A 23,299-nucleotide genomic window follows, 5' to 3' on the forward strand; every position below is an offset into this window, starting at 1 on the left:
GGGAACAAAAGCAGGATGAAAAATCTGTATATTTTAAAAATGGATGCAACAAGCATAGCATCTGCCATAAAAAAGAAGCAATTAACCTCTGTGGAAGCTGTAACAGTTTTTATCGAACAAATTAAAGCTGTTAATCCTTCCATCAATGCTGTTGTAGAAGAACGATTTTCTGAAGCGCTGCATGAAGCACAGGAAGCGGATAATTTGCTTCAAAATAATATATCTTTAGGTAAATTACATGGCGTACCAATCAGCATCAAGGAGAGCTTCCATGTAAAGGGAATGAAAACAACGGGCGGGTTAGAGCACCGGCAGGACCTTATTTATCAAGAGGATGCAGAAGTTGTCCAGCAATTAAAGCAGGAGGGAGCCATTATTCTGGGAAAAACAAATACTCCAGCACTTTGCTTCTGTCAGGAAACGGATAATAAGCTATATGGCAGAACAAATAATCCTTGGGATATAACCAAAACCGCCGGAGGCTCCAGCGGTGGTGAGGGGGCATTGCTCGCTGCAGGCGGTGCAGCTGTTGGGATCGGTTCGGATATTGGCGGCTCGATTCGTTTTCCAGCCCATTTCAATGGCATCATCGGCTTCAAACCAGGAAAAGATACTGTATCCACGAAGGGTCATTTTCCATCTGTCCAGCATGAACTGCAAGGACGGATGCTTACTGCCGGCCCTATGGGGAAAACAGTGGAGGACATGCAGCTTATCTATGAAATTTTATCTCATTCAGTACCCAAGCCTAAAACATTACATGAATTTAAAATAGAGATATTACCAGCAAAGCCCGGCTATCCGCTTTCCAATCAGACAGGAAAATTATTACGTCAGCTGGAAAATTTCCTTGAAAGAATTTACAGCGTTCAGCAAATTATGCCGCCTTATTTTAAAGATAGTGCATTAATCTGGCAGGAAATCATGTCTATCAACGGCAGCAAATTAGTTGAGGATGAAGCTTTTAATAATGACCGTTCCGGACTCGTACGTTCCTTCTTAAAGGAAAAGCTGAGACAACGTACAAAAGTTCACCCCTATTTATCCTGGGCAATTATGGGAGCAAAAATGTTTAAGCCTTCTCAAAAAAGAGTGAAGGAAATAGCCGATATCCTGCAACAGGGGGATGAACTGCTAAAAACATATTTCGATCAACGATTATTGATTCTGCCTGTTTATTATCAAACCGCATTAGACCATGGACAGGTTTTTAAAGAAATATTCTCTATTCGTAAAACCTATCTGCAATACATGCCTTATACAGCCTATGCCAACGTATGGGGACTTCCATCTCTGACAATACCGGTGGGAGAGGATGAAAAAAAATTGCCAATCGGGATACAAATTATTAGCGGAATTGGTAATGAAGATGCTATTTTCCGTTTAGGCAAATTACTTACAAAACGTTTTCGTGGATATAAATTAGCTGAAGTGTACAAAAGGTAATTATTAGAAGGCGTATATTTCCCTCCCTTTGCACAAAATGAAACTATAAGGAGGAAAATGAAGATGCCGAAAAAAGATTATCAAGAGCTTTCAACCGTCCAAAAACAGCACGATACACTGATTCCAGAAGAATTTCCAGAAGGGGCTTACGGATCTGGTATTCGTGAAAATGAATTGGTATCCGGGAAGTCAACAGATTGGGAAGAAGGTCAGCATCGCACAAGCGCATTTACGTATCCGGACAAAAAACAGCATAAAAAGCTGCAAAGAAGGGTTCCTGGAGCACACCCTTTGAAAGAAAAAGATGATTAACGTTTTTGTATAAAAAAAGAAGTTCAAAATGCCTTCTTACTTCACCATAAGAAGATATATTGAACTTCTTTTATTTTACTACTTTTTTCAAAACAAAATAAGCACAGCCAAAGTTACAGTATTCATAAATATAATCCTGAAAGCAGCTGATTTTAGCATCTATGGGAGCCTTGGCATGATTATCATGATAAAACCCCTTTAAACGAAGCTGTTCATACGCCCAATCGCCTACGATAAAATCATATTTTGATAAAACCTCTGAATAGCGCTCCTTAACAGCCTCTGCTTCGAAGCCATTTTTATTTTCTTCTATTAACTCATATGTTTTCCCATTTAATTCAATCATGAGAGGACACCCACACTCCTTATTCATTATTCTTAGTTTATCACAGAAACAGTTAGAAAAACCAGAAAAAATTACCTGCATGATTTACGCTTGTTTTCCAAAACTAAGCTTTATAGAAGAGATATGAATTAGACATCAGAAAGGAGTAATACATTTGAAAAACATATTAGGAATCATCTTATTAAGCCTTATTATGATGCTTGCAGCTTGTGCATCAGATCAAAATAATAGTGATCCTGATCCACTGGATCCACAAAATAGAAAGCCGGAGATGGAATCAAACACCAACTCACCATCTCGTGATCAGCTTGGTTTTGTCCGCTACACCCAGGATGAATTTGATCAAAATAATGAGCCTGATCCTAAAGCTATCCATATGGATCGAAATGAAATAGCGGATATGATTACCCGCATCTTATTACAGAATCCTGATTTTAAAGAAGTGGCAACACTAGTGACAGACGAGGAGGCTTTAATCGCCTTCGAAGCCTCAAATAATATATCGAAACAAACAGCTATTGAAAATGCTGAAAAAACAGCGTTGTCTATACTTCCCGGCTACTATACGATTCATGCCTCTGATGACAACAGCTTAATTCAAAACATTGAAACACTGCATTATTCAGTAATGGAGGATGAAAATTTAGATATGGAACCATTAGTACAGACGATCGTGGATTCTATGAAGAAGGATGATTAAAATATGATTTTATTTCGTAAGGAGATGATTCATCTGGCTAGTATTCGCAGTACCTTACTGGTGATACTTTGTTTCCTTTTCTTTATTCAAATAAGCTCATTTGTACATGCAGAATCAAATGATGATATATATACGGAAAGAATGGCTTTATTCAAAAAAATAGAAAGCCTGACTCAGGTTCCATGGTTTTATTTTGCAGCAATGGATAATTATGAACGAAATACACTTTCATCGTCAGAGGAAGAAAAAGTTATTTCGATACAATTTGACGAGACAGCGTGGTTTGGTCTGGGAAACGCAGCTCAATCAACCGAGCAGGAAATTATCAAGCAATTTGGCGGAATTGGTCAGGATGGAAATGATGATAACCAAGCAGATCCCGATGATCCAGAAGATATCCTCTATACAATGGCAAATCATATTTTAACTTATGGCTTACATGAGGATGATGTTAAAATTGCACTTTGGGAGCATTATAAACGGGACTTGACTGTGCAGACGATAATGAATACCGCCAAAGTGTTTCAAACATTTGGAGATATTCAGCTGACAGACAGGGCATTTCCATTAGATACAAATTATAATTACAGCTATCGCAGTACATGGGGAGATCGCCGCGGCTTTGGCGGGTTACGAATTCATGAAGGGACAGATATTTTCGCATCCTATGGTGTCCCTGTCCGCTCGACAACCTATGGAGTTGTTGAAATGATGGGCTGGAACTTATATGGCGGATGGCGGATCGGTATCCGGGATATCTACAATATTTATCATTATTATGGACATATGAGCGGCTATGAAGAAGAAATAAAAGTGGGTCAGGTAGTAAAGCCTGGAGATGTCTTAGGAAGCGTCGGCTCCTCTGGATACGGTCCTCCTGGCACGTCCGGAAAATTTCCGCCACATCTCCATTACGGAATGTACAAAGACAATGGATATAGTGAATTTTCATTTGATCCCTATCCTTATATCACAAAATGGGAACGGATGGAGAAAAATAAGTAAACGAATGTAAGGTATAGACAACATGGTTAATCAACCCTTGAAAAGACGCAGTTTTTCCAGGCTACGTTAATTCTCTGCTTCTTAAAGTGAAAAAGGAACAAGCCTCTTATTACACAGCTTTGTTCCTTTTTCATTTTAAACAATATGCTGTCTTTATCCTGATCTTCCTTTACCTGCCCGAATAGCATTCCAAATACTTACAATCAGGCCGCCCCATAACAAAAGCATTCCTAATATCATGACAATAATAGCTGAAACACTCATATTAAATGCTCTCCCTTCCTATTCATCATTATAATCGGTCAGCGAGTCCGGAGATTTCCATTTTAATGATGCTAAGACAATGCCTAATACAAGTACAGCAATAGCAACTCCCCAGCCGCTGTAATTAATAAAAGCATTGGAATAGCTTTCATAGTTTCCTGTGTCTGTAGCAAATTCCCGCAATAAATTCATTTTGAATAAGCCATACATCATATACCCCATAACAATTGGCGTTACAATAGCAAGGCTGATCGTCCACCATGCTCCTAAACGAATATCCGAAACACTGTTTGCATGATTTTTAAGCATATTAGATTTACGCAGAATCCACACAACCAAAATAACTTCAACTAATCCAAGCATGGCCACACCAAATTGATTAATAAAGTAGTCAACATTATCTAAGAAGAACAGCCCGCCGCGGGTAGCATATAGTAAAGAAACAATTGCAGAAAGTCCGACACCTATGATGACAGCTCGGGTACGGCTAATGTTGAACTTATCAACAATAGAAGAGACATACGCTTCTGAAATAGAGATTAAAGAGGTAATCCCGGCTAATGTCAGTGAGACAAAGAATAAAGCACCGAAAAATCCATTAAGTGCCGGCAACTCATTAATGATAGCCGGAAACACAACAAATGCAAGCCCTACACCACCAGCAACAACCTCATTCAGATCAAGTCCTGAAGAAAAGGCCATAAACCCTAAAATTCCAAATACCCCAATACCAGCAAGCAGCTCAAAACCGGAATTTCCAAATCCTACAATAAAAGCATTATTTGTAATATCAGATTTTTTCGGCAAATAACTGGAATAAGCAATCATGATAGCAAAAGCAATCGATAAACTGAAGAAAATTTGTCCATAAGCCGCAATCCACACATCTGGAGATTTCATCGCTTCAAAATCAGGAGAGAAAAATGCATCTAACCCTTGCATCGCTCCAGGCAAAGTAACCGCACGGACAACGATGATAAGAAAGACAATAACAAGTAATGGAATACAAATCCGGTTGGCAATTTCAATTCCTTTTCGAATACCACCAAATAAAATAATAAATACAAGTGTCCAAACAGCAATTAAAGGAATAACTACTCCAGGAACTAACCCGCCAAGCTGACCCGGAGTTTCAGCAATATTCAAATATTCTCCAAATAAAAATCCTTCTGTTTCTGAACCCCAGGATAAATTAATGGAAAAGAAAGCGTAAGATATTGCCCAGGCAATAATGACCGAGTAATATGTGGAAATAACAAACGCGACCAGTGCTCCCCACCAGCCAATAAACTCTGCCTTCTTATTCAGCCTGCGGAACGTTAATGGAGCTGAGCCGCGATATTTCTGCCCAAGCGTAAATTCCATAATTAAAATCGGAATACCAGCTGTCATTAGTGCAAACAAATAAGGAATTAAGAATGCTCCACCACCATTTTCATAGGCAACTGCCGGAAAACGCCATATATTTCCCAGACCAATTGCTGATCCCACAGCTGCTAAAATAAACCCCGCCCGTGTTCCCCATTGCGAACGATTTTCCATTTAGCATGACCTCCTTTTAAATTAAATAACACCCAAATGAAAGCGCTTTAAATAAGAAAAGTGTTAAAAATCACCACTTTCAGACTATTATAATTGTATTATAACTTTTCTCATTTTTTTGTCAAATATCCAGCAGTGGAATATATAGACTTTAATCTGTACCCTGTTATCGTTTCCTGCAATAAAAAAGCTTGGAATACTAAATTGTATTCCAAGCCATCTGTTACGATACCATATTTTTTCTCTTCATTAATAGCAAATGAGCAACCCAGACAATCCCGGCCAGGAGGATAAGCGTTACTGCTAAAGCAACCCATGTTGAATGCGTGATGCCAATAACAAAGAAACCAATGAAAGCAGTAAAAGCTGCAATCAAAGCATATGGCAGCTGCGTAATCACATGGTCAATATGATGCGCTCCTGCTCCGGTTGCCGATAAAACTGTTGTATCTGAAATGGGGGAGCAATGATCGCCAAATACTGCTCCAGCAAGCACTGCTGCTAAGGCAGGTAATAATAAAGTCATATCCGTATTTACCATAATAACTGCTGCGATTGGAAGCATAATACCGAATGTTCCCCATGATGATCCGGTTGCCAAAGCCATTAATCCGGCAATAACAAATAAGATTGCTGGCAGTAAATTCACGGAAACGGATGAACTATTTACCAGGCTGGCTAAATAATCACCTGTTTCTAAAGCACCGATAATTGACCCGATCATCCAGGCAAGAATAAGAATATTAATTGCAGGAACCATTGTTTTAAAGCCTTCGATAAAAATGCGTCCCATATCAGAACGTGGTTTTCTTTGCATCAAGTGGAAAATAACAGAAGTAAATACTGCTGCAATACCACCAATGATTAAGGAAAGGTTCACGTTCGTATTCGCAAAGGCATCTAAGAGAGAGGCTTTTCCTTCTGTTTCCATTATTCCTGTTCCAATCATTGCAATGACCGTAACAACAAAGAGGACAGCAATAGGGATAATCAAATGAAATACTTTCCCATCCTTATGCGGATCAAATATGTCACCTAAATCTCCAGATACTTGATTTCTTTTCGGATCAAGCAATTCTCCCTTTTCTTTAGCTCTTTCTTCATGTGTACGCATCGGACCGATATCAAACTGAAAATACGCCACAATAAACACGAGAACAATCGAAGCAATCGCATAAAAGTTTAATGGTATCAATTGTATAAAAGCTTCAATCGGCTGAATCGTTGTAATACCATTTGCAGCAAACAGCCCGCCCAATATCCCAATAATATATGCACCCCAGCTCGATATTGGCGCAATGACAGTAACTGGTGCTGAACTGGAATCAATATAGTATGCCAATTTCGCACGGGAAATACGCTGCCTGTCTGTTACAGGTCTAGCAATCTGGCCAACTGCCAGGCTATTAAAATAGTCGTCTATAAAAATAATGAGTCCTGTTACAGCCGTCATCAGTTCAGCCCCCCGGCGTGTTTTGACACGCTGAAGCATCCAATCTCCAAAAGCTTTCGCGCCGCCAGATGCCTGTAAAAATGCAGTAAGAACTCCCAGAAAAAGAAGGAAACCTATCAATAATATGTTCCCCAGTTCCAGTGCACCATCCGCATAAAAAATCGTATAAAATACCGTCCATATCTCTTTTAATGTTCCCCATATATGAAAATCATTTAATAATAACGCCCCAATCACAATTCCTGTTCCTATTGAGATAAGAACCTTTCTTGTTACGATCACTAATACCAGCATGACAATTGCAGGTATCAGCGACCAAAATGTCCCTTCCATATTAAAACCTCCATCTATTTATCTCCCGTCAGGATAAATATCCCTGCACTAGATTGATGACACGTGATGAATGATTCATAAAAAAGCAATTTAATGATCATTCGTCACGCATATACAACCGATTCGAAATAAAGAAATCAGACAAGGTTATTTCTGCAAAAAATTTTATAAAAATTACCCTGTAAACGCAAAAAAACAATGATAGAAAATAACCTATCATTGTTTCACCAATTCACGTTATCCTCCATTTCGATCAGTAGTTCTCCATGTAAATCATTACATGACAGCATATAACTTTTTCACTTATATGCCAGCAATATAAAGCATGACTTCTTTATATGCTTCGGCAAATCATCCTTTTTCCAGCAATCACCGTTGTCATTCTCCTGCTGGATACTCATATAATTTGCGCCTCTACCTCACCGATCTGATAAGGTTTTTATTCAAATATATTTCCCACTAAGATGTACTATACTACATATTTAGTCCCTCTGCAAATCATCTCTAGGAATGGCAATATTGGGAACATTCCCATCTCCCCCATAAAAATCAGGTACTTTCCCCATAATTGCCCCTCCATCTAAATATAGTTCGGTATGTACTGTTCTTACCTCTGATGTAAATGGCACAATAATTTGTACATCTGCTTCTACATTAATATACAAAGACACCCACGCCCCGTTAATGCCAAACTCCTCTTCCTCACTGACAACATTTGTCCGTACCGCTCCAACAACTTCCATGTTAATTGGAATTCTTGGTCCTAAATTAGCTAGTACAGAATTTCCGGTTATTTGTCCTAGAGGTATCTCAATCAGTGTAGGATCTACTTGAACCCTTCCATCGGCACCACCATCATATTCATACGGTTCATGAAGATTATGTTCAAATTCAAGCTGCTCTCCCCTATTAACATAAGTAAAAAATTCTTCAACCCGATCGGTAGCTATCCGATTAATTTCACTGATAACTGCCGGATTTCTATTATATGTTACTAAGTTTCCTTCATTATCATAGGTAATGGTAAGCATATCTTCAAATCCATAATCCTCTACATAATTGACAGCAGAATTAATCGCTCTCGTAGCAAATTCATCCGCCTTTCGCTTTGCTATATCAATCACAATCGGTTCAACTTTAACATTGATTAAATAAAAGCTGAAACCAACGGCTGCAAAAAATAAAATAAATGTTAATATCAGAATGGAGCGCCGAGATGGATGTATTCTTCTTTTTCGAGCTGGCCGATACCGATATCGTTTTTTAAATCGCAACCCAACTCCCCCTTTATCCTAATTTATGCACGTATTGAAGAAAATTAGAACAAGGGAAATCAGATTGATTCACTGTGCCGGAGACAAAGCATCTCTGGTTTTATATAAAGAAAACTTGACAGGCAGACCTTGAAATAGTGCAGGGCTGCCCTGCTGGCTACACTTATACTTTAAAGTGTAAAAAAACACTTCCTTTGTTCCTTATTGCTAATAGCAGGTACAAAAGAAGTGCACGTTGAGTGTATTATGATATTTTAAGTAATGCTTCTTTACCGGTCATACCTACTTCCCAGCCATGCTTCTTAGATGCATCTGTTATTTTTTGCAACGGCGCATGCAGCAATTGATCAATCGTTCTTACCCCCATTGCACGGCCTGCGATGACGTTTCTTTCTTTTAACTTAGGTATTTCATTAAAAATGTCAACATCGAGTGCAGCGCACATAATATAACCTACATCGTTACTAATCGTTAATAAGGTTGTTTGTGGCAGTTCTACACTCACCGCTGTAAAAATAATTCCATCCACCTCAAGAGGTTCTACCGTAATCATAAAAAAGCCCCCTCTGTTTTTCTCTCGTGATAAGTGTATGCAGAGGGAGGAAAGAACGTCACAGTTGAAAGGAAGAATAACTCAGTACTGTTTGACAGCATAAGCTAATAAGTCACGCAAAAATTCCGGAACAAAATATTGCTTTTTCGCGGAACGTGCAATTTCTGGCAAGAGATGACCAAAGGTAAATGTATCTGCCGTAGCAACATAGTATACTTTGTCGGGATTAATTGGATAGCCATCTTCTGTATAAACCTGCTTCACATAAATCTCTCCATTGCGGTGAAAAGCTGTTTCAACCTGAATTCCCGAGAAAATCATTTCGCCCAGAATTTCTCCGCGAAAACCAAAGCCCTTTAATTTCAGTTCCGTAAAAGCAGGAGCTCGTGCAGCTCTAACGGTCTCTATGATTTGATCTCCTTTTAAATCAACAAGGACAGGATTAATCGGATGAGGACAAATCCGATGAATATCCCCTTTGGTAATTGCTCCAGCCGGCAGAGAATCCAGCAATACACCAGCATTCAGCATGGCAATATCCGCATTGGTCCATTTCTTTAGCACTTTAGTCAAGGAATGGATAATCGGTGTCTCTGCAAACCATTTTACCTCCAAAGGCTCCTCAACGCTTGTCACAACCTGATCTAAATAATGATTTGCCTGATTTAACAGCTGCTGCAAATGCTCCTCTGTCTCCAAATCCTTCACACTATCCCGCAGATTAATGGCTGCTGCCTCTTTCGAAACAATTTTTTTCCTCTGATGATCCCAGATAATTTCTACTTCGCCCATATAGTAGCAATGCTTCCCTGCTGCTGTAATCAAAGTGTCATTTACTACTTCGCCCGCTTCTAATAAATGATGCGTATGCCCGCCAATAATCACATCAATATCCGGATAACGCCGGGCTATCTCCTGATCTACAGATATCCCCAAATGTGAAAGCAGAACAATCATATCCGATCCACTTTTCAATTCCTCTATATATTGTTCAATGATGTCAAATTCGTTTTCTACATGCCAGTCAAGCAGCTCATAAAAGGCATTGAACGGTGCTGTTAAGCCTAAGAACCCTATTCTTATACCACTTTCAGTCGTAAATGTATGCATGCGTTTTAACCAAAACGGCGTTAATGCATCTCTAGAAAATAAATTACTGCAAACAACCTGAAAATTTGCCTTATCATATAATCGATATAATTCCTGATGAGAGAGCGTGATGCCCTCATTATTCCCAAGCGTCACGATATCATAGCCTGCTTCATTTAATAATGCAACATTTGCCAGACCATTGGATGCTTCTGTAATCGGATGAGAACGGTCCACATGATCGCCAATATCCATTGTAAAGAAAGCTTCTTTATTTTCTTTCCTTAAGCCTTGCTTCTCTTTTAAACATGCTGTTACTCTGGACCATTGCTCAAAATTACTATGCAAGTCATTGGTATAGTAAAAATAAACCTTCTCTTTAGACATTCTTCACCGCCCCTAACCGATTCCTTGTAAAATCATACGAATTCCCATAATAATTAATAAGATTCTTAAAAGCAGCTCCAACAACGAGCTAGAAATCTTTTGATTCGTGAATGCACCCAGCTTACCGCCAATCCAGGCACCAGGTATAAAGAAAAGCACATAAGTCCATTCTATATTGCCAAGTGCAACATGCGTGATGCTTCCAAACAAGCTGACGAAAATAATCATAAACATCGATGTCGCCGTTGCGATATGCGCTGGGAAACCAAATATGAGCAGCATAACCGGAACCATGATAGCTCCTCCGCCTATGCCGAAAAAGCCCGACAGCATCCCGACAAAAAAAGCAATTACAATAGCAGGTACTGCCCGAATTTTATATGTATATAATGTTGTTCCTAATTTTGCTTGGCGAGATCCCTTTTCTGATATATCCACCTTTCGAGGCTGCATTCCTTTTAATTGCCGGTAAAAAAGAATCGCTGCAATAAAAATAATTAATACACCAAAATAAATATAGAATGTATTCGCCTGAACATATTGATTTAACCAGGCACCGCACATGCTCCCGGGAATACTTCCAATCAAAAACAGTCCGCCTGCTTTATAATCAATCCGCTTTGTTTTTGCAAAAGCCAGTGCAGAAGAAACACCGGTAAAAAACATTACCAATAAAGACATCGCTACAACGGTTTGCGGTGTTACCCATTCAAATCCTTCTATATTTCCATTCGCAAGGAAGAGCAAGGGAATTAAAACAACGCCACCTCCTAAACCCGCCAGACTTCCAACAAAAGCTGCCAGCATAGCGATAACGAAACAAATCAGAATTACTAATAGCAACAAGCACACCTTCCTTCAATCATTATTAGGAGTAAGGACTCCCAATCTCCATGAATGTGCAGATGAAAACTCAATAAGTCGAAAAAGACATCCACGTCCGATTCGTTAGAGATCCCCGCTTCAAATTTTATTAAAAAATGAAGTGGCAGGAGTATCCATATGTAATCATATCATATTGGGAGATAGATGAAAGTGAACAAGCTTTTTCATTATATATTAAAAATAAGGATACCACCTTCTCAGGATAATATCCTTATTTCCTTATCTATTTTTGTACTTAAACCAGCTTATGTCCACAATTCCCACAGAAATTCATGCCCTGTGTTTTACTTCCGCAATTCGGACAGAAGTTTGGAATAGATCCGTTTCCATTATTATTTGCAGTCTGCTGATTCTCATTTGATTGATTTTGCTGCTGATTTTGGTTTTGTTGCCCACTTTGATTCTGTTGCTGATTTTGCTGCTGTTGATTCGCCGAATTTTGCTGATTTGCGCCGCTCATCATTTCTTTCGCCATCTGCATTCCCATCATCATCCCGGCCATATCAGTGGCTGAGTTGCCACCATTTGATTTTCCTGAAGCAATCGCATCTGTCACAGCAACATCTTTATAACGTCCCATATCACCAATCATGCCATGTGAAGCCGTTTTGTTAATCATATCCTGAATTTCTTTCGGATAATTAAAGCTCATAATTTGAAAGCCAGTAATCTCAAAACCGTCCTGATTGACCTGTTTATCTAAATCTTCTTTGATTCCCTCGCTGATTTCAAAGGAGTTTGCCTGAAGATTGAACATATCCTTGCCTTCTTTAGTAATCCACTTCATCAATAACTGGTCTAAAATCGCGGTAATTCTGAGACGAATATCTTCTACAAGATAGCTGTTCTTCACCCCGGCGATATTATCAATAAGCTTTACATAATCCTTTACGGTAAATTGAAATGTTCCATTGGCACGAATCGGTATACCGCCTGGAAGCTGTGGTGAAGGAATATTAATAGCATTTTTCGTTCCCCATTTTACGGTAAACTGTTTTGTATTTACAAACAGTACTTCCACACGCATTCCACTGTTAAAACCAAATTTAAATCCTTTTAATGTTGATAAGAAAGGAATAATATCAGATTCAATTTCATAGTCTCCTGACTCTTTAAAAACCCCTTCAATTTTACCCTGGTTAAAAAAGATAGCATCCTGTCCGGGATAAATAATTAATTTACTTCCTTTTTTAATTTCACGATTATTCCATTTCCAGAAAATCATATCATCACGAAATTCTTTCCATTCTACAACATTTGCTAATTGTCCTCTAAAAAAACCCATTAATTTGTTCATCCTCTCTATTCTATCTGGGACTCTATAAATTAAAACTTCCCACGTGCTCCAGAGTGTGAATGCCCGCCTCTTGTCATTCCGCCGCCACCACGACCGCCTCCAGAACTTTTTTGAATTTTAGTTCTCGTTACAGATTTACGTAAAAATCTGTCAGATTTACTTTTTACACGTGTATTATCAGTATCAAGATACGTACTCGCATTAACAGTCACACGCCCACCCATATTAAAAATCATTGAGCCAACGATAGCTCCTCCAATTATAACAGCTACTAATAAATGAAACCATGTCTGAAGTAAAAAACCATCCGGATTTACAAGTGGACTAACACCCATATATTGATCTACTTTTTCAAAAAATAATAAACCCGCATCATAATAATTATCTGCTGATAAATCTGGAATTAGCTGATCAACTATTTGCTGTGCACGATCATTGTTTACATATTTTTCTCCTTCATAAAAACCTGCCACATATAAATCTCGATCTCCTGGACCACCGGTAAAATCAAGACCAAGAATAACAGTATCTCCATACTCTTGATTGTAACCGGGCTTCATATCATCATAGAAATCCTGAATATATGGTTTAATATCCCTTCCATCCGAAGCATTCTTCGTTAGAATAAGGATATCGATTTCATTTTCTTCACTGTATTCAGCCGCTCTCTGCTCCAGATCTGTCTGCTCGTTATCCGTAAATATATTTGCATCATCATAGATATACTGTTTCTCTGCAAAAACACCAGGTATAATAAATAAAGATATAAGTAAAAGGCTACTGACTGTGATCAAATACTTTCTCATAGAATATCACCGCCCAGCATAATAGCTATCGTTTTAAATAAAACAAACAATCCGCTGGAAATCCCAAAAAACCAAGCAGCTGCCTTCGAATAGCTCAGCGGCGGTTTGCCGACAATTTTCCCCGTCTGCCCATTCATTGCAAAGGTATGCTCCTGCTGGTCAAAATCATAATAGACCATCCAGACAGGCAAAAGAACATAATAGCTTTTTTTCTTCTTTGTGCGAATATTTTTCTGCTGGTAGCTGACAGAATTATACCCCTGGATGGTGGAAGCAATATAAGTATCCATAAAGCCTTGAATCTTTGCCTTTACCCGATCATACAATTCGTCATCCGTATAATTATATTTTTCAGCTAAATAGCCTGCTAAATACGGCGTTTTAAAGCCCTCCAGCCTGTTATAATCATAAGGCTCCAGTTTATCCATCAGCTCATCATTCATTTTTTCCGATGCATCGACAGGAACTTTTAAATAGCTGATATCAATATCTCGATAAACCTGATAATACTTGGTTTCTGTATAATTATAATCCCCGCGCCGGTATTTGCGCACTTTGGTTCCGGTTGCCTTCACATCTACATCATTAACTAAATCATACATCCAAAACGGGACATACATTCCTGTAATATTTTTCACACGATCTGCGGTCATAAATCCCTTTGGCGTCAGCCTTCCATTTTTACACCATTTTTTAAATGCCTGCATCGCTTCCTCTTTACTAATGGTAAAAGGAATTACTTTAGCAGGTGCTAAGTCACCCGATAACCGGTCAGCAAGTACCACTCCGGCACCACAGAAACTGCATGAGGTTGCTGTTGTATCTGCATCTGTCAGAACAACCGCACCACAATTCTCACAATGATATTCCTTCGCTTCATCCTCTTCAAAGGACTGTGTAATATTGACATCATCAAAAGTATCAATATGCTCCTCATGCCCGCAGCTGTCACATGCCAAGTGACCAGAAGCACTGTCAAACCCCATATCTGCACCACAGTTGGGACATTTATAATGTACTAGCATCTGTTTTCACCTCATTTTTCTGACCGTAATTCAAGCAGTGCCTCTGCTTCAGCAAGCTCAAACTGGATCTTCTCTTCTTCTGCTTTTGTGTATTTTATCATATCTGCTTCCTTTTCTTTTGCTGCTGTCTCCCGCTCCAGTGCATCAAGATGATCAAAGGTCTCTGAAAATGTCTGAGTCATTCGATCATAGCTTTGCTGGAAAGGAAGCAGCTGCGTTTCTAAATCATATTTTTGCTTTTGTAATTTTTCAATTTCTTTTTGTGCTGCTTCTTTTTGCATTTGAAAACGTTTTTTTTCATGTGCCTGCTCTGTGCTCTGCTCATATCTGGTAAACTTATCTGCCAGCTCTTCCTGTGCAAATATTTTTTCGTTTGTCCTAGTAATGTTCATTTGAATGGTATCTATTTTAGCATGCATTTCCCGCATCACTCTATCCATCTCTTTTTTGCTCTTTCGCATGTTTTGCCTATTTTTCTTTGCTTCTCGTTCAGATGAATGAAAGCCTTTAAAAAAACCCATTCTGAATCATTCCCTTCTTTCTTAACTTAAATAGTTGTACGTATGAACGTGAAAAAGGTTTCAATGCCTTCTCTCCTCTTACATCTGTAACTAAGCTTCTAAACTATTAATTACCTTAAAGAATACCTTGCTTTCTCTCAGATTTCTAATCATCTTTTTAAAAATTGAAATTTCTTTTACACATTTGTAACGCAAAGAGCATTTTGACATGAAAATGAAATGAAAAATCCGGTAAAACAACCTGATAATATTGAATAAACAAGCCTTGGAACTTGTCGATTCATGTAATATATTTTAATAATTTGTTATGGTTCCTTAAAAATATGGTCACCTTCTTGTGATATCACTATGTTACCTTGTACATAGTGAAAATAAAAGTTCAGCGAAAGTATTGCTGAATGAAATCACAGTGTGTACGTCCGTTGTCCCCACCTGCTTCCATTGATTTGTACTTCCCTATTACATCATGATAGAGGGATTTACGGACAATCACACGATGGTTTGAGCGAAATCTTTTACATAGGTTTCTATTTTTCAACAACATTATACTACAAATTCTAAGGAGGAATTCTTTTGGCACCATTAAATCTTAATACAAAAAAATATGTTATTTCTACTGCCTTTGCAACAACTCTTGCACTTACTCCAGTGGTAGGCTCCAGTGTATTTGCAAATGCGGGAGAAGGATCTTCAGCCGGAGATATCACCTACGAGGAAAGTATTCTCCCTGAAATACAGGAGGAACAGCCTTCTGAGGAAGAAACGCCATCTGCAACAGTTAATTCTTCTCTTATTCAACAAGGTGATTCAGGTTCAAACGTAGAAAATATACAAAGCGCCCTGCACAATCTGGGCTACTCTTCCAGTAATGTAGATGGTATTTTTGGTGAGCTTACTGCTCAAGACGTAAGGAATTTCCAATCAGATCAAGGATTACAAGTAGATGGTATTGTAGGACCTAATACTGCTGCTGCATTAGATACTCCTGCTGATTCAGTTTCTGAGCAGCCTACAGAAGACTCCACTAATTCAGAATCCAGTGAAAGCGGCATTGTTATTGAAGAAGTAGATAATTCCAGCTCTGATGACTCTGGGGAATCTAGTAATTCCAGCGAATCAGAAACGCCATCTGCGAGTGGAGCAAATATCGTTGCGGCAGCTGAAAGTGCATTAGGAATTCCTTATCAATTTGGAGCATATACACCAGGAGATCCAAATCCTTCTGCATTAGACAGCAGTGGGTTGATTAACTATACATTTGAACAAGTAGGCATCAGTGTTTCCCGTACACATGCTGAAATGTGGGCAAATGACGGTGTGCATGTAGATTCTCCAAGCCCTGGTGATGTGGTTTTCTTTGAAGGAACTTACGATACACCTGGTGCATCACATAGTGGAATTTACATTGGTAACAATCAAATGATCCACGCAAGCAGCGGCAGTGGTCAAATGGTTGTAGCTGATATGAGCATTGACTATTGGCAAAATCATTATCTTGGAGCTAAATCATTCCAATAATTATAAAAAAACAAGCGTGAATAATTACGCTTGTTTTTTTATGTCTACTATTCTAACTATCTATTGTTATAATATAATAGATATCATTCAATCTAAAGGAGCTGATTTAAATGAAACAGGTTATGCAGGTGATTGGAAAGTAGAGATATTTTCCCTTTTCAATCATTTTTATATGAAAAAGACGGATAAAATGAAGTGAAAAGGAGATTTATAAATTTATGTATTCAGATAGAAACCTGACTATTCGCCCTATTAAGGAAAAAGATTTGCCACGTCTATGGGAATTAATTTTCAAAGAAGAAAAACCTGAATGGAAGAAATGGGATGCCCCCTATTTTCCACATCAGACAAAATCATATGAAGCTTTTTTATCGGAACAAGCGGATTGGATAGCTTGTGAGAATTACTGGGTTATAGAAATTGATGGAAATGTCCATGGAACCATTTCTTATTATTGGGAGCATGAACCTTCCTGCTGGATCGAGATTGGTATTGTCTTACATGAAGCAGATTCCTGGGGAAACGGTATTGGCACACGAGCTCTGAAATTATGGATTAACCATCTTTTTAACCAGTTACCGCTGGTTCGTATTGGTTTAACAACCTGGTCCGGCAATCAGCGGATGATTCGTGTTGCGGAAAAGCTCGGTATGCAAATGGAAGCACGGATTCGCAAGGTCCGGTACTATAATGGCGAATATTATGATTCGATTCGTATGGGAATGCTGCGTGAGGAATGGGAACAGGAGCATTATAGCGAATCCTGATGCAAAAGACAGGTCTTGCTTGAGACAGACCCGTCTTTTAGTTATGATAAACGATTTTCCATACCCTTTTTATCATGAATTTTTATTTTACTTCCTGTTCTTTCATTTTCATAGGAATTTCTACTTGCCTTGATTCAGAGGTTTTATATAAATCAAGAAGATATGTCATTAAGCGATTTTCCACTTTTTCCATCATTTTTTGGGCACTGATTTCTAAAAGCTTCAAACTTAATTGCGGATACTGTAATAATATTTTTTGAAAATCCTCCTGTTTTAGCAGGCATACTTCCGTTTTTTGCATTGCTTCCCCAAATAGATTTTCATTTCGGGCTCCTAGCAGCAAACCTTCACCTTCATAGCCGTTCGGTCAGACCACTCTTAATAATTGTTCGCTTCCGGCTGCTGAAAGCTGATATACTTTCATATTGCCGCGGGCGATGGCAACTAATTGCGGATTTCCATCCGGCGTAATAATCTGCTCTCCCTTTTCAAAAACTTGATGGACGACTAATTGGTTAATAATCCTTTGATCCTTTAAATCTATTTGAACATAGATACTAGCCTTCGATTTCTTGATAATAGCCTCTCTTAGGCAGTCTCATAACAAAACTGAGCAGTATAAAACCTGCTGCAATGGAACGTAACGACCAGAAAAAAAGCATAGATTAACGTCTCTTCTTTGCCAAGATTAGAAATAATAGAATGATTACACCAGCATAAATAACAATCCATATAAATGACAGATAGGATAAGTGAGACAGGCTGTCTCCTTCCCATTGAATCAGCGGTTGTTGAGTAACTGTCGCCGGCGGTAAAAGCCACGTGACATATCTGATTGATGCAGGCAAAGCTTCATGAATCCCAAGTGCAGTAATAGACAGAATAATTGTCAGCGCTAAACCGCCATATGCATTGATGGCACTTTCCATCATCACTTTGCTAAAAAAGCTGGCGATACCAATTCCCAGAGTAGCTAATAAAACATGATTAGCGAAAGTTACAAAACCAATGGTAAAAGAAACAGTCCCAGAAAACATATTGAAAATGATAGGATAGAGAAACGTAAATACGGTTAGTAGCAATGTAATCAGCCAAACTGTTACTAATTTTGCCAGGTAATACTGACAGCTGCTGCCTAAATGTAAAATCAGCAGCTGTCTCTGCACAGGGGAATCCAAAGACAGCACACTCATACACAACCAGGCGGATATCACAAACAAAAATAATGCCGTAATTGCATAACTATCAACAATAGGATTCGGTTTATATGTATAGAAGACAAGAATGAGTACAAAATATGTAGAAATCGGCGGAAAATACTTATGTGAGCGTACATAATCATGCAAACTATATGTAATGACCTCTTTCAAAAAATCTCTCCTTAGCTATTAAAATCGGTGCTGCTGACAGATTCAATACTTCCCTGCAATTCAAGAATCCTCATTAGAATCTGATTGCTGTTTTTTGAGCTGACATATAACAGCAATCTATCTTCTCTTATTTCACTATATAATATTTCCTTCCACTCCGCCACATCGATACCTATGAAGGATGTTATCTCAATCAGCTTCACATCCTCTTTTTCTGTCATCACTTCTTCTGTCAAGCATCCATCTTTCAGATAATATGTTTGATCCGCCATTCCCTCAAAGATAGAAGCTTCATGATAGGTTAATAGTATCGTCGTTCCTTGCTCCTTTAATTCGCTGATAATAGAAAGTAATTCCTGCTGTGCAGCAGCATCCAGTCCAGATAACGGCTCATCTAAAATGAACAATTCTGGCTGCTGAAGAATTGCCTGCAAAACGCCTACCTTTTGAATATTCCCTTTGGATAACTCGCTAATACGCTGATTACGCCATGCCTTTAACCCAAAACGATACAATAATGAGGAAATTCGCTCGTTAAGGACAGCTTTTGAGATACCATTTATCCTTCCGATATAATGCAAATACTCATCCGGTGTAAAACGAAGGTATTTAGGAAATCTCTCCGGTACATATCCAATTCGAATGCTTTTAGAAGCATATAATACCTGCCCTGAGTCCGGACGCTCTATTCCTGCAGCAATTCGTAAAAAGGTACTTTTGCCACTGCCATTTCCTCCAAGTATGGCAATAACCTGCTTTTCTTTTAAGCTAAGCGAAATATCGTATAGAACATTTTTCTTTTCATATTTCTTGTTAATACTCTTTAATTCTACAAGCTGATTCATGTGATTCTCCTTATCGCAGCATTTCATCATCACTTTATATAATGCTTGAAAATGTATTACTAAAGTTGGTCTCATTTATTTCTTTCACTAAGCTTTCCGGCAGTCCATTTAAATCGCCAATATGATGGAATCTTATATTATTTTCCATCGCTTCCTGTCTCCATTCAAGCAAAAAGCTTACAAATAAGTGCATTAAATAGTTTACTTCCTTGATTGGGCGTTTCCAATTCTCTGTCGAAAATCCATATAAGGACAAATACTCCACTCCTGCTTTCTTACATTCAATTGTCATTTCTTTCACGGTATTCACACCAGCACGATGCCCTGCACTTCGGGGTAACCTTCTTTTCTTCGCCCATCGTCCATTTCCATCACAAATCATTGCTACGTGCTTTGGTATATGAATCATATTAGTCCAATAATCGGCATTCATTGATTTACAGCTCCTTAAATGAGTGATGTATACATCTTTTCAAGCAAACATGTGCTACTATATTTAATTTTCTAATATCTTAATCAAGTAAAGTCGAATCTAATAACTGAGCAGGGGTAGTATCATTTCTATTATAAACGATAACTGTTAATAATTTCTATCAGGTGTTCTGCATTCTCTGTAGACACGCGCTCTGATAATCTCGCTCCGGCAATAATCGGAGCCCGTCCAGCTTTTTATCAAAGTACTCCTTATTATGTAATTTGGAATGAAAAATATGCAATTAGCCCATACTAACCAAAAAGGAGGTATTTTAATGAGTGTCAATAAAAATAAAAAGAAGAAGAAGAAAAATAAAGAAGAATTAAATGCCATGAAGGGCGGCAAAGAAAGACATCGCAGAAATCGTTCTTAATAATTATAATAAATGAATCTTCAATCAGTGGGGTTTTCATATTTCACTCATTAATCGGGTCATCAAAACCATCAGGGCTGTGTGATAATAGATAAAGCCTCTCAGGGATTTATTCCAAAGAGGCTTTATCTATATTATCTATAGATGTTCAAAAACCAAAAAATGCTGCGGACTTATAGAAACACAATGAGTCAACCTTATTCCAAATTCATTTCTTACAAAAATTCACTAGGAATAACAGATAAATCAATTCCCCAAACTACTGGTACAAGGTAATAGACACACAGAATAATAATAGCTGTTGCTACCACATTGACCCAGAATCCAGCTTTAATCATCTCAATAATCTTCAGCTTTCCTGTACCGAAAATAATGGCGTTCGGCGGTGTCCCAACCGGTAGCATAAATGCACAGTTTGCTGCCATCGCACACGGAATCATCAGCGCAAATGGATGAATATTTAAAGCCACAGCCAACGCGCCAACCACCGGCAAAATCATGGTCGCTGTTGCCGTATTAGAGGTAATCTCTGTTAGAAGCATAATCAGCAAGGTAGCTGCAGAAATAATTACAAGTAAATGTAAACCATCTAAAACCGTTAACTGCTGCCCGAGCCAGTCAGATAGACCTGTCTGCGTGAAGCCTGCTGCAATCGCCAGTCCGCCTCCAAACAGTAATAATACGCCCCAGGGAATATCACGGGAATCCTTCCAGGACAGGATGCGCAGCTCTTTTTTAGCTGGAATAGCAAACAATAATACGGCAGCAACAACTGCAATCATCCCGTCAGAAATTCCTGGAATATTAATGATTCCGCCTGTCCATAAGAAATCTCTTGTTATCCACATAAATGCTGCAAAAAGGAACACTATTGCAACGATTTTCTCTTCATAGCTTGTCTTACCCAGCTTCCTTCGTTCATTTTGAATTAACTCTTTTCCACCAGGAAGCTGTTTAATTTCCGTTTTGAATGCAATTCTGCCCAAATATAGCCATGTAAAGAAAATCATAAACACAACAACTGGAAAAGCAAATAACATCCATGTTGCAAATGAAAGCGTAACACCGAATAATTCATTAAGCTGCCCTGCCAGGATAATATTCGGCGGTGTTCCAATTAATGTTCCAAGACCGCCAATCGTCCCCGCATATCCAATCCCAAAAATAAGTGATTTTTCAAACTTAGGAAGCTCTTTTTCCTCTGGTGTTCCTTTTAGAACACTTGCTACCTGAACGGTAATCGCTAACCCCATTGGAATCATCATCATAACAGCAGCCGTATTGGAAACCCACATAGAAATGAACCCGGTTGCCGCCATAAACCCTAGTAAGATCCGTTGTATACTTGTTCCAATTACCGCAATAATAAAGAGTGCAATACGCTTATGCAAATCCCATTTTTCCATTGCTGTTGCTATAAAAAAACCACCTAAAAATAGAAAAATAATATCATTTCCATAAGCAGAAGCGACATCTCCGCCTTCCATTGCCCCTGTTACCGGTATCAGTATCAACGGCAGAAGGGAAGTAGCCGGAATAGGCAATGCCTCTGTAATCCACCATGTCGCAATCCACAAGGTAGAGGCAAGAACAGCCTTTCCTTCAGCTGATAATCCTTCCGGCTGAAAAAACAGCATTGTTAAAATAAATAATAGTGGTCCTAATATCAAGCCGACTAATTGCGGCTTGGCATAAGACACCTTTGGCGGTTCTTCCCCTGAATTGCCAGGCTGCCCTTGACCTGTACGATTCTTTGTTGAAGCTTGCTTACGATTATCCATATCTTTTTCTTTTTCAGCAACATTTTTATGAATGGCAAAAATATTTAATAAATTCTTTGTACGCTTATGCTGCCTCCAAAGCTCGTTCCATGCTGATGTTATATAATTCATACATCATACTCCTCTCTTCATGAAAACGCTTACTACAAATGCGTATTTCTATTTTCGACTATTTTATCGGGTTTGTATATATTTTTTAACTAATTGAAACTAGAATTGACGAAAATTGTTTTTTCCTGCCTGAGAGAGCTTATACTGCTGCAGCGGACGCCCAAAGCTATGATAAATGACATTTTTTTCAAGAAGCTGCTTTTCCTCAAAAAAACGCAAATATTTCCGTAAAGAAACATGTGAAATTTTTGCATAACTACTTAAATCTGCCGCAGATAGCCAGTCCTCATGCTCCATCATTACTGTTAAAATATTTCGGCATGTTTCTTTGGTAATTCCTTTTGGCAGATCCTCCGGTTTCAAGATTGTCTGTTCACGCGGATGAAATAAACGATCTACCTCCGCTTGATGCACTTTTCCTTCAGTCATTCTTACCGTCTGCTTATAACGTAAAAGCGACTCCCGGAAACGCTCGAAGGTAAATGGCTTCAAAAGATAGTCCACTACACCATAGCGATAGCCTGTTTTTAATGACTCTTGATCATTGGCGGATGTAATTAAAATAACATCTACATTCATTTCTTCCGAACGAATTTGCTTTAATAGATCCAAACCATTTTTTTGCTGTAAATAGACATCCAGTAAAATTAAATCAACATCGGGCTGCTTTGCCAGCTCGAGACCCTCCTCAACAGTTTCTACACTTCCTGCACAACAAAACCCGTCTATTTTTTCAATATACTTCTGATGAAATTTAGAAATAAGCGGCTCATCTTCAATAATGGCTATACGTATCATGGTGAATTATCCCTCTCTTCATC

The 23,299-nt window shown here is 38.5% G+C and carries 24 protein-coding genes and 1 riboswitch; of the genes, 6 read left to right on the forward strand and 18 right to left on the reverse strand.

What is annotated here, in order from left to right:
* Positions 1-15 precede the first annotated feature (15 nt).
* Positions 16-1,446, forward strand: coding sequence for an amidase (locus FLK20_RS02765; RefSeq protein ID WP_152655045.1), 1,431 nt, complete (start codon positions 16-18; stop codon positions 1,444-1,446).
* Between the two features lie 63 nt (positions 1,447-1,509).
* Positions 1,510-1,758: a hypothetical protein gene (locus FLK20_RS02770; protein WP_152655046.1), complete on the forward strand. Its 249-nt coding sequence runs from the start codon at positions 1,510-1,512 to the stop codon at positions 1,756-1,758.
* 70 nt (positions 1,759-1,828) lie between these two features.
* On the opposite strand, the gene FLK20_RS02775 is transcribed toward FLK20_RS02770, so the two are convergent.
* Positions 1,829-2,104, reverse strand: coding sequence for a YutD family protein (locus FLK20_RS02775; RefSeq protein WP_152655047.1), 276 nt, complete (start codon positions 2,102-2,104; stop codon positions 1,829-1,831).
* Positions 2,105-2,258: 154 nt separating this feature from the next.
* On the opposite strand from FLK20_RS02775, the gene FLK20_RS02780 reads away from it, so the two are divergent.
* Positions 2,259-2,804 carry a YhcN/YlaJ family sporulation lipoprotein gene (locus FLK20_RS02780; protein WP_152655048.1) on the forward strand — a complete coding sequence of 182 codons (546 nt, stop codon included), beginning with the start codon at positions 2,259-2,261 and terminating at the stop codon, positions 2,802-2,804.
* A 3-nt stretch (positions 2,805-2,807) separates the two neighbouring features.
* Positions 2,808-3,809: a M23 family metallopeptidase gene (locus FLK20_RS02785; RefSeq protein ID WP_227994830.1), complete on the forward strand. Its 1,002-nt coding sequence runs from the start codon at positions 2,808-2,810 to the stop codon at positions 3,807-3,809.
* A 153-nt stretch (positions 3,810-3,962) separates the two neighbouring features.
* Here the strand turns inward: FLK20_RS02785 and FLK20_RS02790 are convergent, their stop codons facing one another.
* The 11 genes from FLK20_RS02790 to FLK20_RS02840 form a co-directional block, all read right to left on the reverse strand.
* Positions 3,963-4,073, reverse strand: coding sequence for a methionine/alanine import family NSS transporter small subunit (locus FLK20_RS02790; RefSeq protein WP_152655049.1), 111 nt, complete (start codon positions 4,071-4,073; stop codon positions 3,963-3,965).
* Between the two features lie 18 nt (positions 4,074-4,091).
* Positions 4,092-5,615: a sodium-dependent transporter gene (locus FLK20_RS02795; protein ID WP_152655050.1), complete on the reverse strand. Its 1,524-nt coding sequence runs from the start codon at positions 5,613-5,615 to the stop codon at positions 4,092-4,094.
* 223 nt (positions 5,616-5,838) lie between these two features.
* Complete coding sequence (locus tag FLK20_RS02800) at positions 5,839-7,401, reverse strand: Na+/H+ antiporter NhaC family protein (protein WP_152655051.1); 1,563 nt, start codon at positions 7,399-7,401, stop codon at positions 5,839-5,841.
* 249 nt (positions 7,402-7,650) lie between these two features.
* A riboswitch (Lysine riboswitch) is annotated at positions 7,651-7,826 on the reverse strand.
* Between the two features lie 57 nt (positions 7,827-7,883).
* Positions 7,884-8,675 carry a sporulation protein YunB gene (gene yunB, locus FLK20_RS02805; protein WP_152655052.1) on the reverse strand — a complete coding sequence of 264 codons (792 nt, stop codon included), beginning with the start codon at positions 8,673-8,675 and terminating at the stop codon, positions 7,884-7,886.
* Positions 8,676-8,919: 244 nt separating this feature from the next.
* Positions 8,920-9,228 carry a YunC family protein gene (locus FLK20_RS02810; RefSeq protein WP_152655053.1) on the reverse strand — a complete coding sequence of 103 codons (309 nt, stop codon included), beginning with the start codon at positions 9,226-9,228 and terminating at the stop codon, positions 8,920-8,922.
* An 81-nt stretch (positions 9,229-9,309) separates the two neighbouring features.
* A complete protein-coding gene (locus FLK20_RS02815) occupies positions 9,310-10,704 on the reverse strand; it encodes a bifunctional metallophosphatase/5'-nucleotidase (RefSeq protein ID WP_152655054.1) in 1,395 nt (464 codons plus the stop codon).
* 12 nt (positions 10,705-10,716) lie between these two features.
* A complete protein-coding gene (locus tag FLK20_RS02820; protein WP_227994831.1) occupies positions 10,717-11,547 on the reverse strand; it encodes a sulfite exporter TauE/SafE family protein in 831 nt (276 codons plus the stop codon).
* A gap of 277 nt (positions 11,548-11,824) precedes the next feature.
* Complete coding sequence (locus FLK20_RS02825; protein WP_152655055.1) at positions 11,825-12,874, reverse strand: SPFH domain-containing protein; 1,050 nt, start codon at positions 12,872-12,874, stop codon at positions 11,825-11,827.
* 41 nt (positions 12,875-12,915) lie between these two features.
* Positions 12,916-13,692, reverse strand: a complete 777-nt coding sequence (locus FLK20_RS02830) for a TPM domain-containing protein (RefSeq protein WP_152655056.1) — start codon at positions 13,690-13,692, stop codon at positions 12,916-12,918.
* On the reverse strand, positions 13,689-14,717 hold the full coding sequence (locus FLK20_RS02835) for a TFIIB-type zinc ribbon-containing protein (protein ID WP_152655057.1): 1,029 nt from the start codon (positions 14,715-14,717) through the stop codon (positions 13,689-13,691). Before FLK20_RS02835 ends, FLK20_RS02830 begins: the two co-directional genes overlap by 4 nt.
* 11 nt (positions 14,718-14,728) lie before the next feature.
* Positions 14,729-15,238 carry a hypothetical protein gene (locus tag FLK20_RS02840; RefSeq protein WP_152655058.1) on the reverse strand — a complete coding sequence of 170 codons (510 nt, stop codon included), beginning with the start codon at positions 15,236-15,238 and terminating at the stop codon, positions 14,729-14,731.
* Between the two features lie 573 nt (positions 15,239-15,811).
* Here FLK20_RS02840 and FLK20_RS02845 point away from each other — a divergent pair.
* Both FLK20_RS02845 and FLK20_RS02850 read left to right on the forward strand, forming a co-directional pair.
* Complete coding sequence (locus tag FLK20_RS02845) at positions 15,812-16,756, forward strand: C40 family peptidase (RefSeq protein ID WP_152655059.1); 945 nt, start codon at positions 15,812-15,814, stop codon at positions 16,754-16,756.
* Positions 16,757-16,974: 218 nt separating this feature from the next.
* Entirely contained in the window at positions 16,975-17,523 is a 549-nt protein-coding gene (locus FLK20_RS02850) for a GNAT family N-acetyltransferase (protein WP_152655060.1), read from the forward strand.
* Between the two features lie 82 nt (positions 17,524-17,605).
* Here FLK20_RS02850 and FLK20_RS02855 read toward each other — a convergent pair whose 3' ends face one another.
* The 6 genes from FLK20_RS02855 to FLK20_RS02885 all read right to left on the reverse strand — a co-directional run bounded on the left by FLK20_RS02855 (position 17,606) and on the right by FLK20_RS02885 (position 23,276).
* The gene (locus FLK20_RS02855; RefSeq protein WP_152655061.1) at positions 17,606-17,866 is read right to left on the reverse strand and encodes a cyclic nucleotide-binding domain-containing protein; all 261 of its coding nucleotides are present in this window, start codon (positions 17,864-17,866) and stop codon (positions 17,606-17,608) included.
* Positions 17,867-18,188: 322 nt separating this feature from the next.
* Complete coding sequence (locus FLK20_RS02860) at positions 18,189-18,893, reverse strand: ABC transporter permease (RefSeq protein ID WP_152655062.1); 705 nt, start codon at positions 18,891-18,893, stop codon at positions 18,189-18,191.
* Between the two features lie 11 nt (positions 18,894-18,904).
* Positions 18,905-19,738: an ABC transporter ATP-binding protein gene (locus FLK20_RS02865; RefSeq protein WP_194165505.1), complete on the reverse strand. Its 834-nt coding sequence runs from the start codon at positions 19,736-19,738 to the stop codon at positions 18,905-18,907.
* 34 nt (positions 19,739-19,772) lie between these two features.
* Positions 19,773-20,171 (reverse strand): polyprenyl diphosphate synthase, encoded by a 399-nt coding sequence (gene uppS / locus FLK20_RS02870; protein WP_152655064.1) that lies wholly within the window; start codon positions 20,169-20,171, stop codon positions 19,773-19,775.
* Between the two features lie 630 nt (positions 20,172-20,801).
* On the reverse strand, positions 20,802-22,478 hold the full coding sequence (locus FLK20_RS02880; RefSeq protein WP_152655065.1) for an SLC13 family permease: 1,677 nt from the start codon (positions 22,476-22,478) through the stop codon (positions 20,802-20,804).
* A gap of 99 nt (positions 22,479-22,577) precedes the next feature.
* Complete coding sequence (locus FLK20_RS02885; RefSeq protein WP_152655066.1) at positions 22,578-23,276, reverse strand: response regulator; 699 nt, start codon at positions 23,274-23,276, stop codon at positions 22,578-22,580.
* Positions 23,277-23,299: the final 23 nt, after the last annotated feature.

The organism is Oceanobacillus sp. CFH 90083 (assembly GCF_009389585.1).
GTDB lineage: Bacteria > Bacillota > Bacilli > Bacillales > Amphibacillaceae > Oceanobacillus.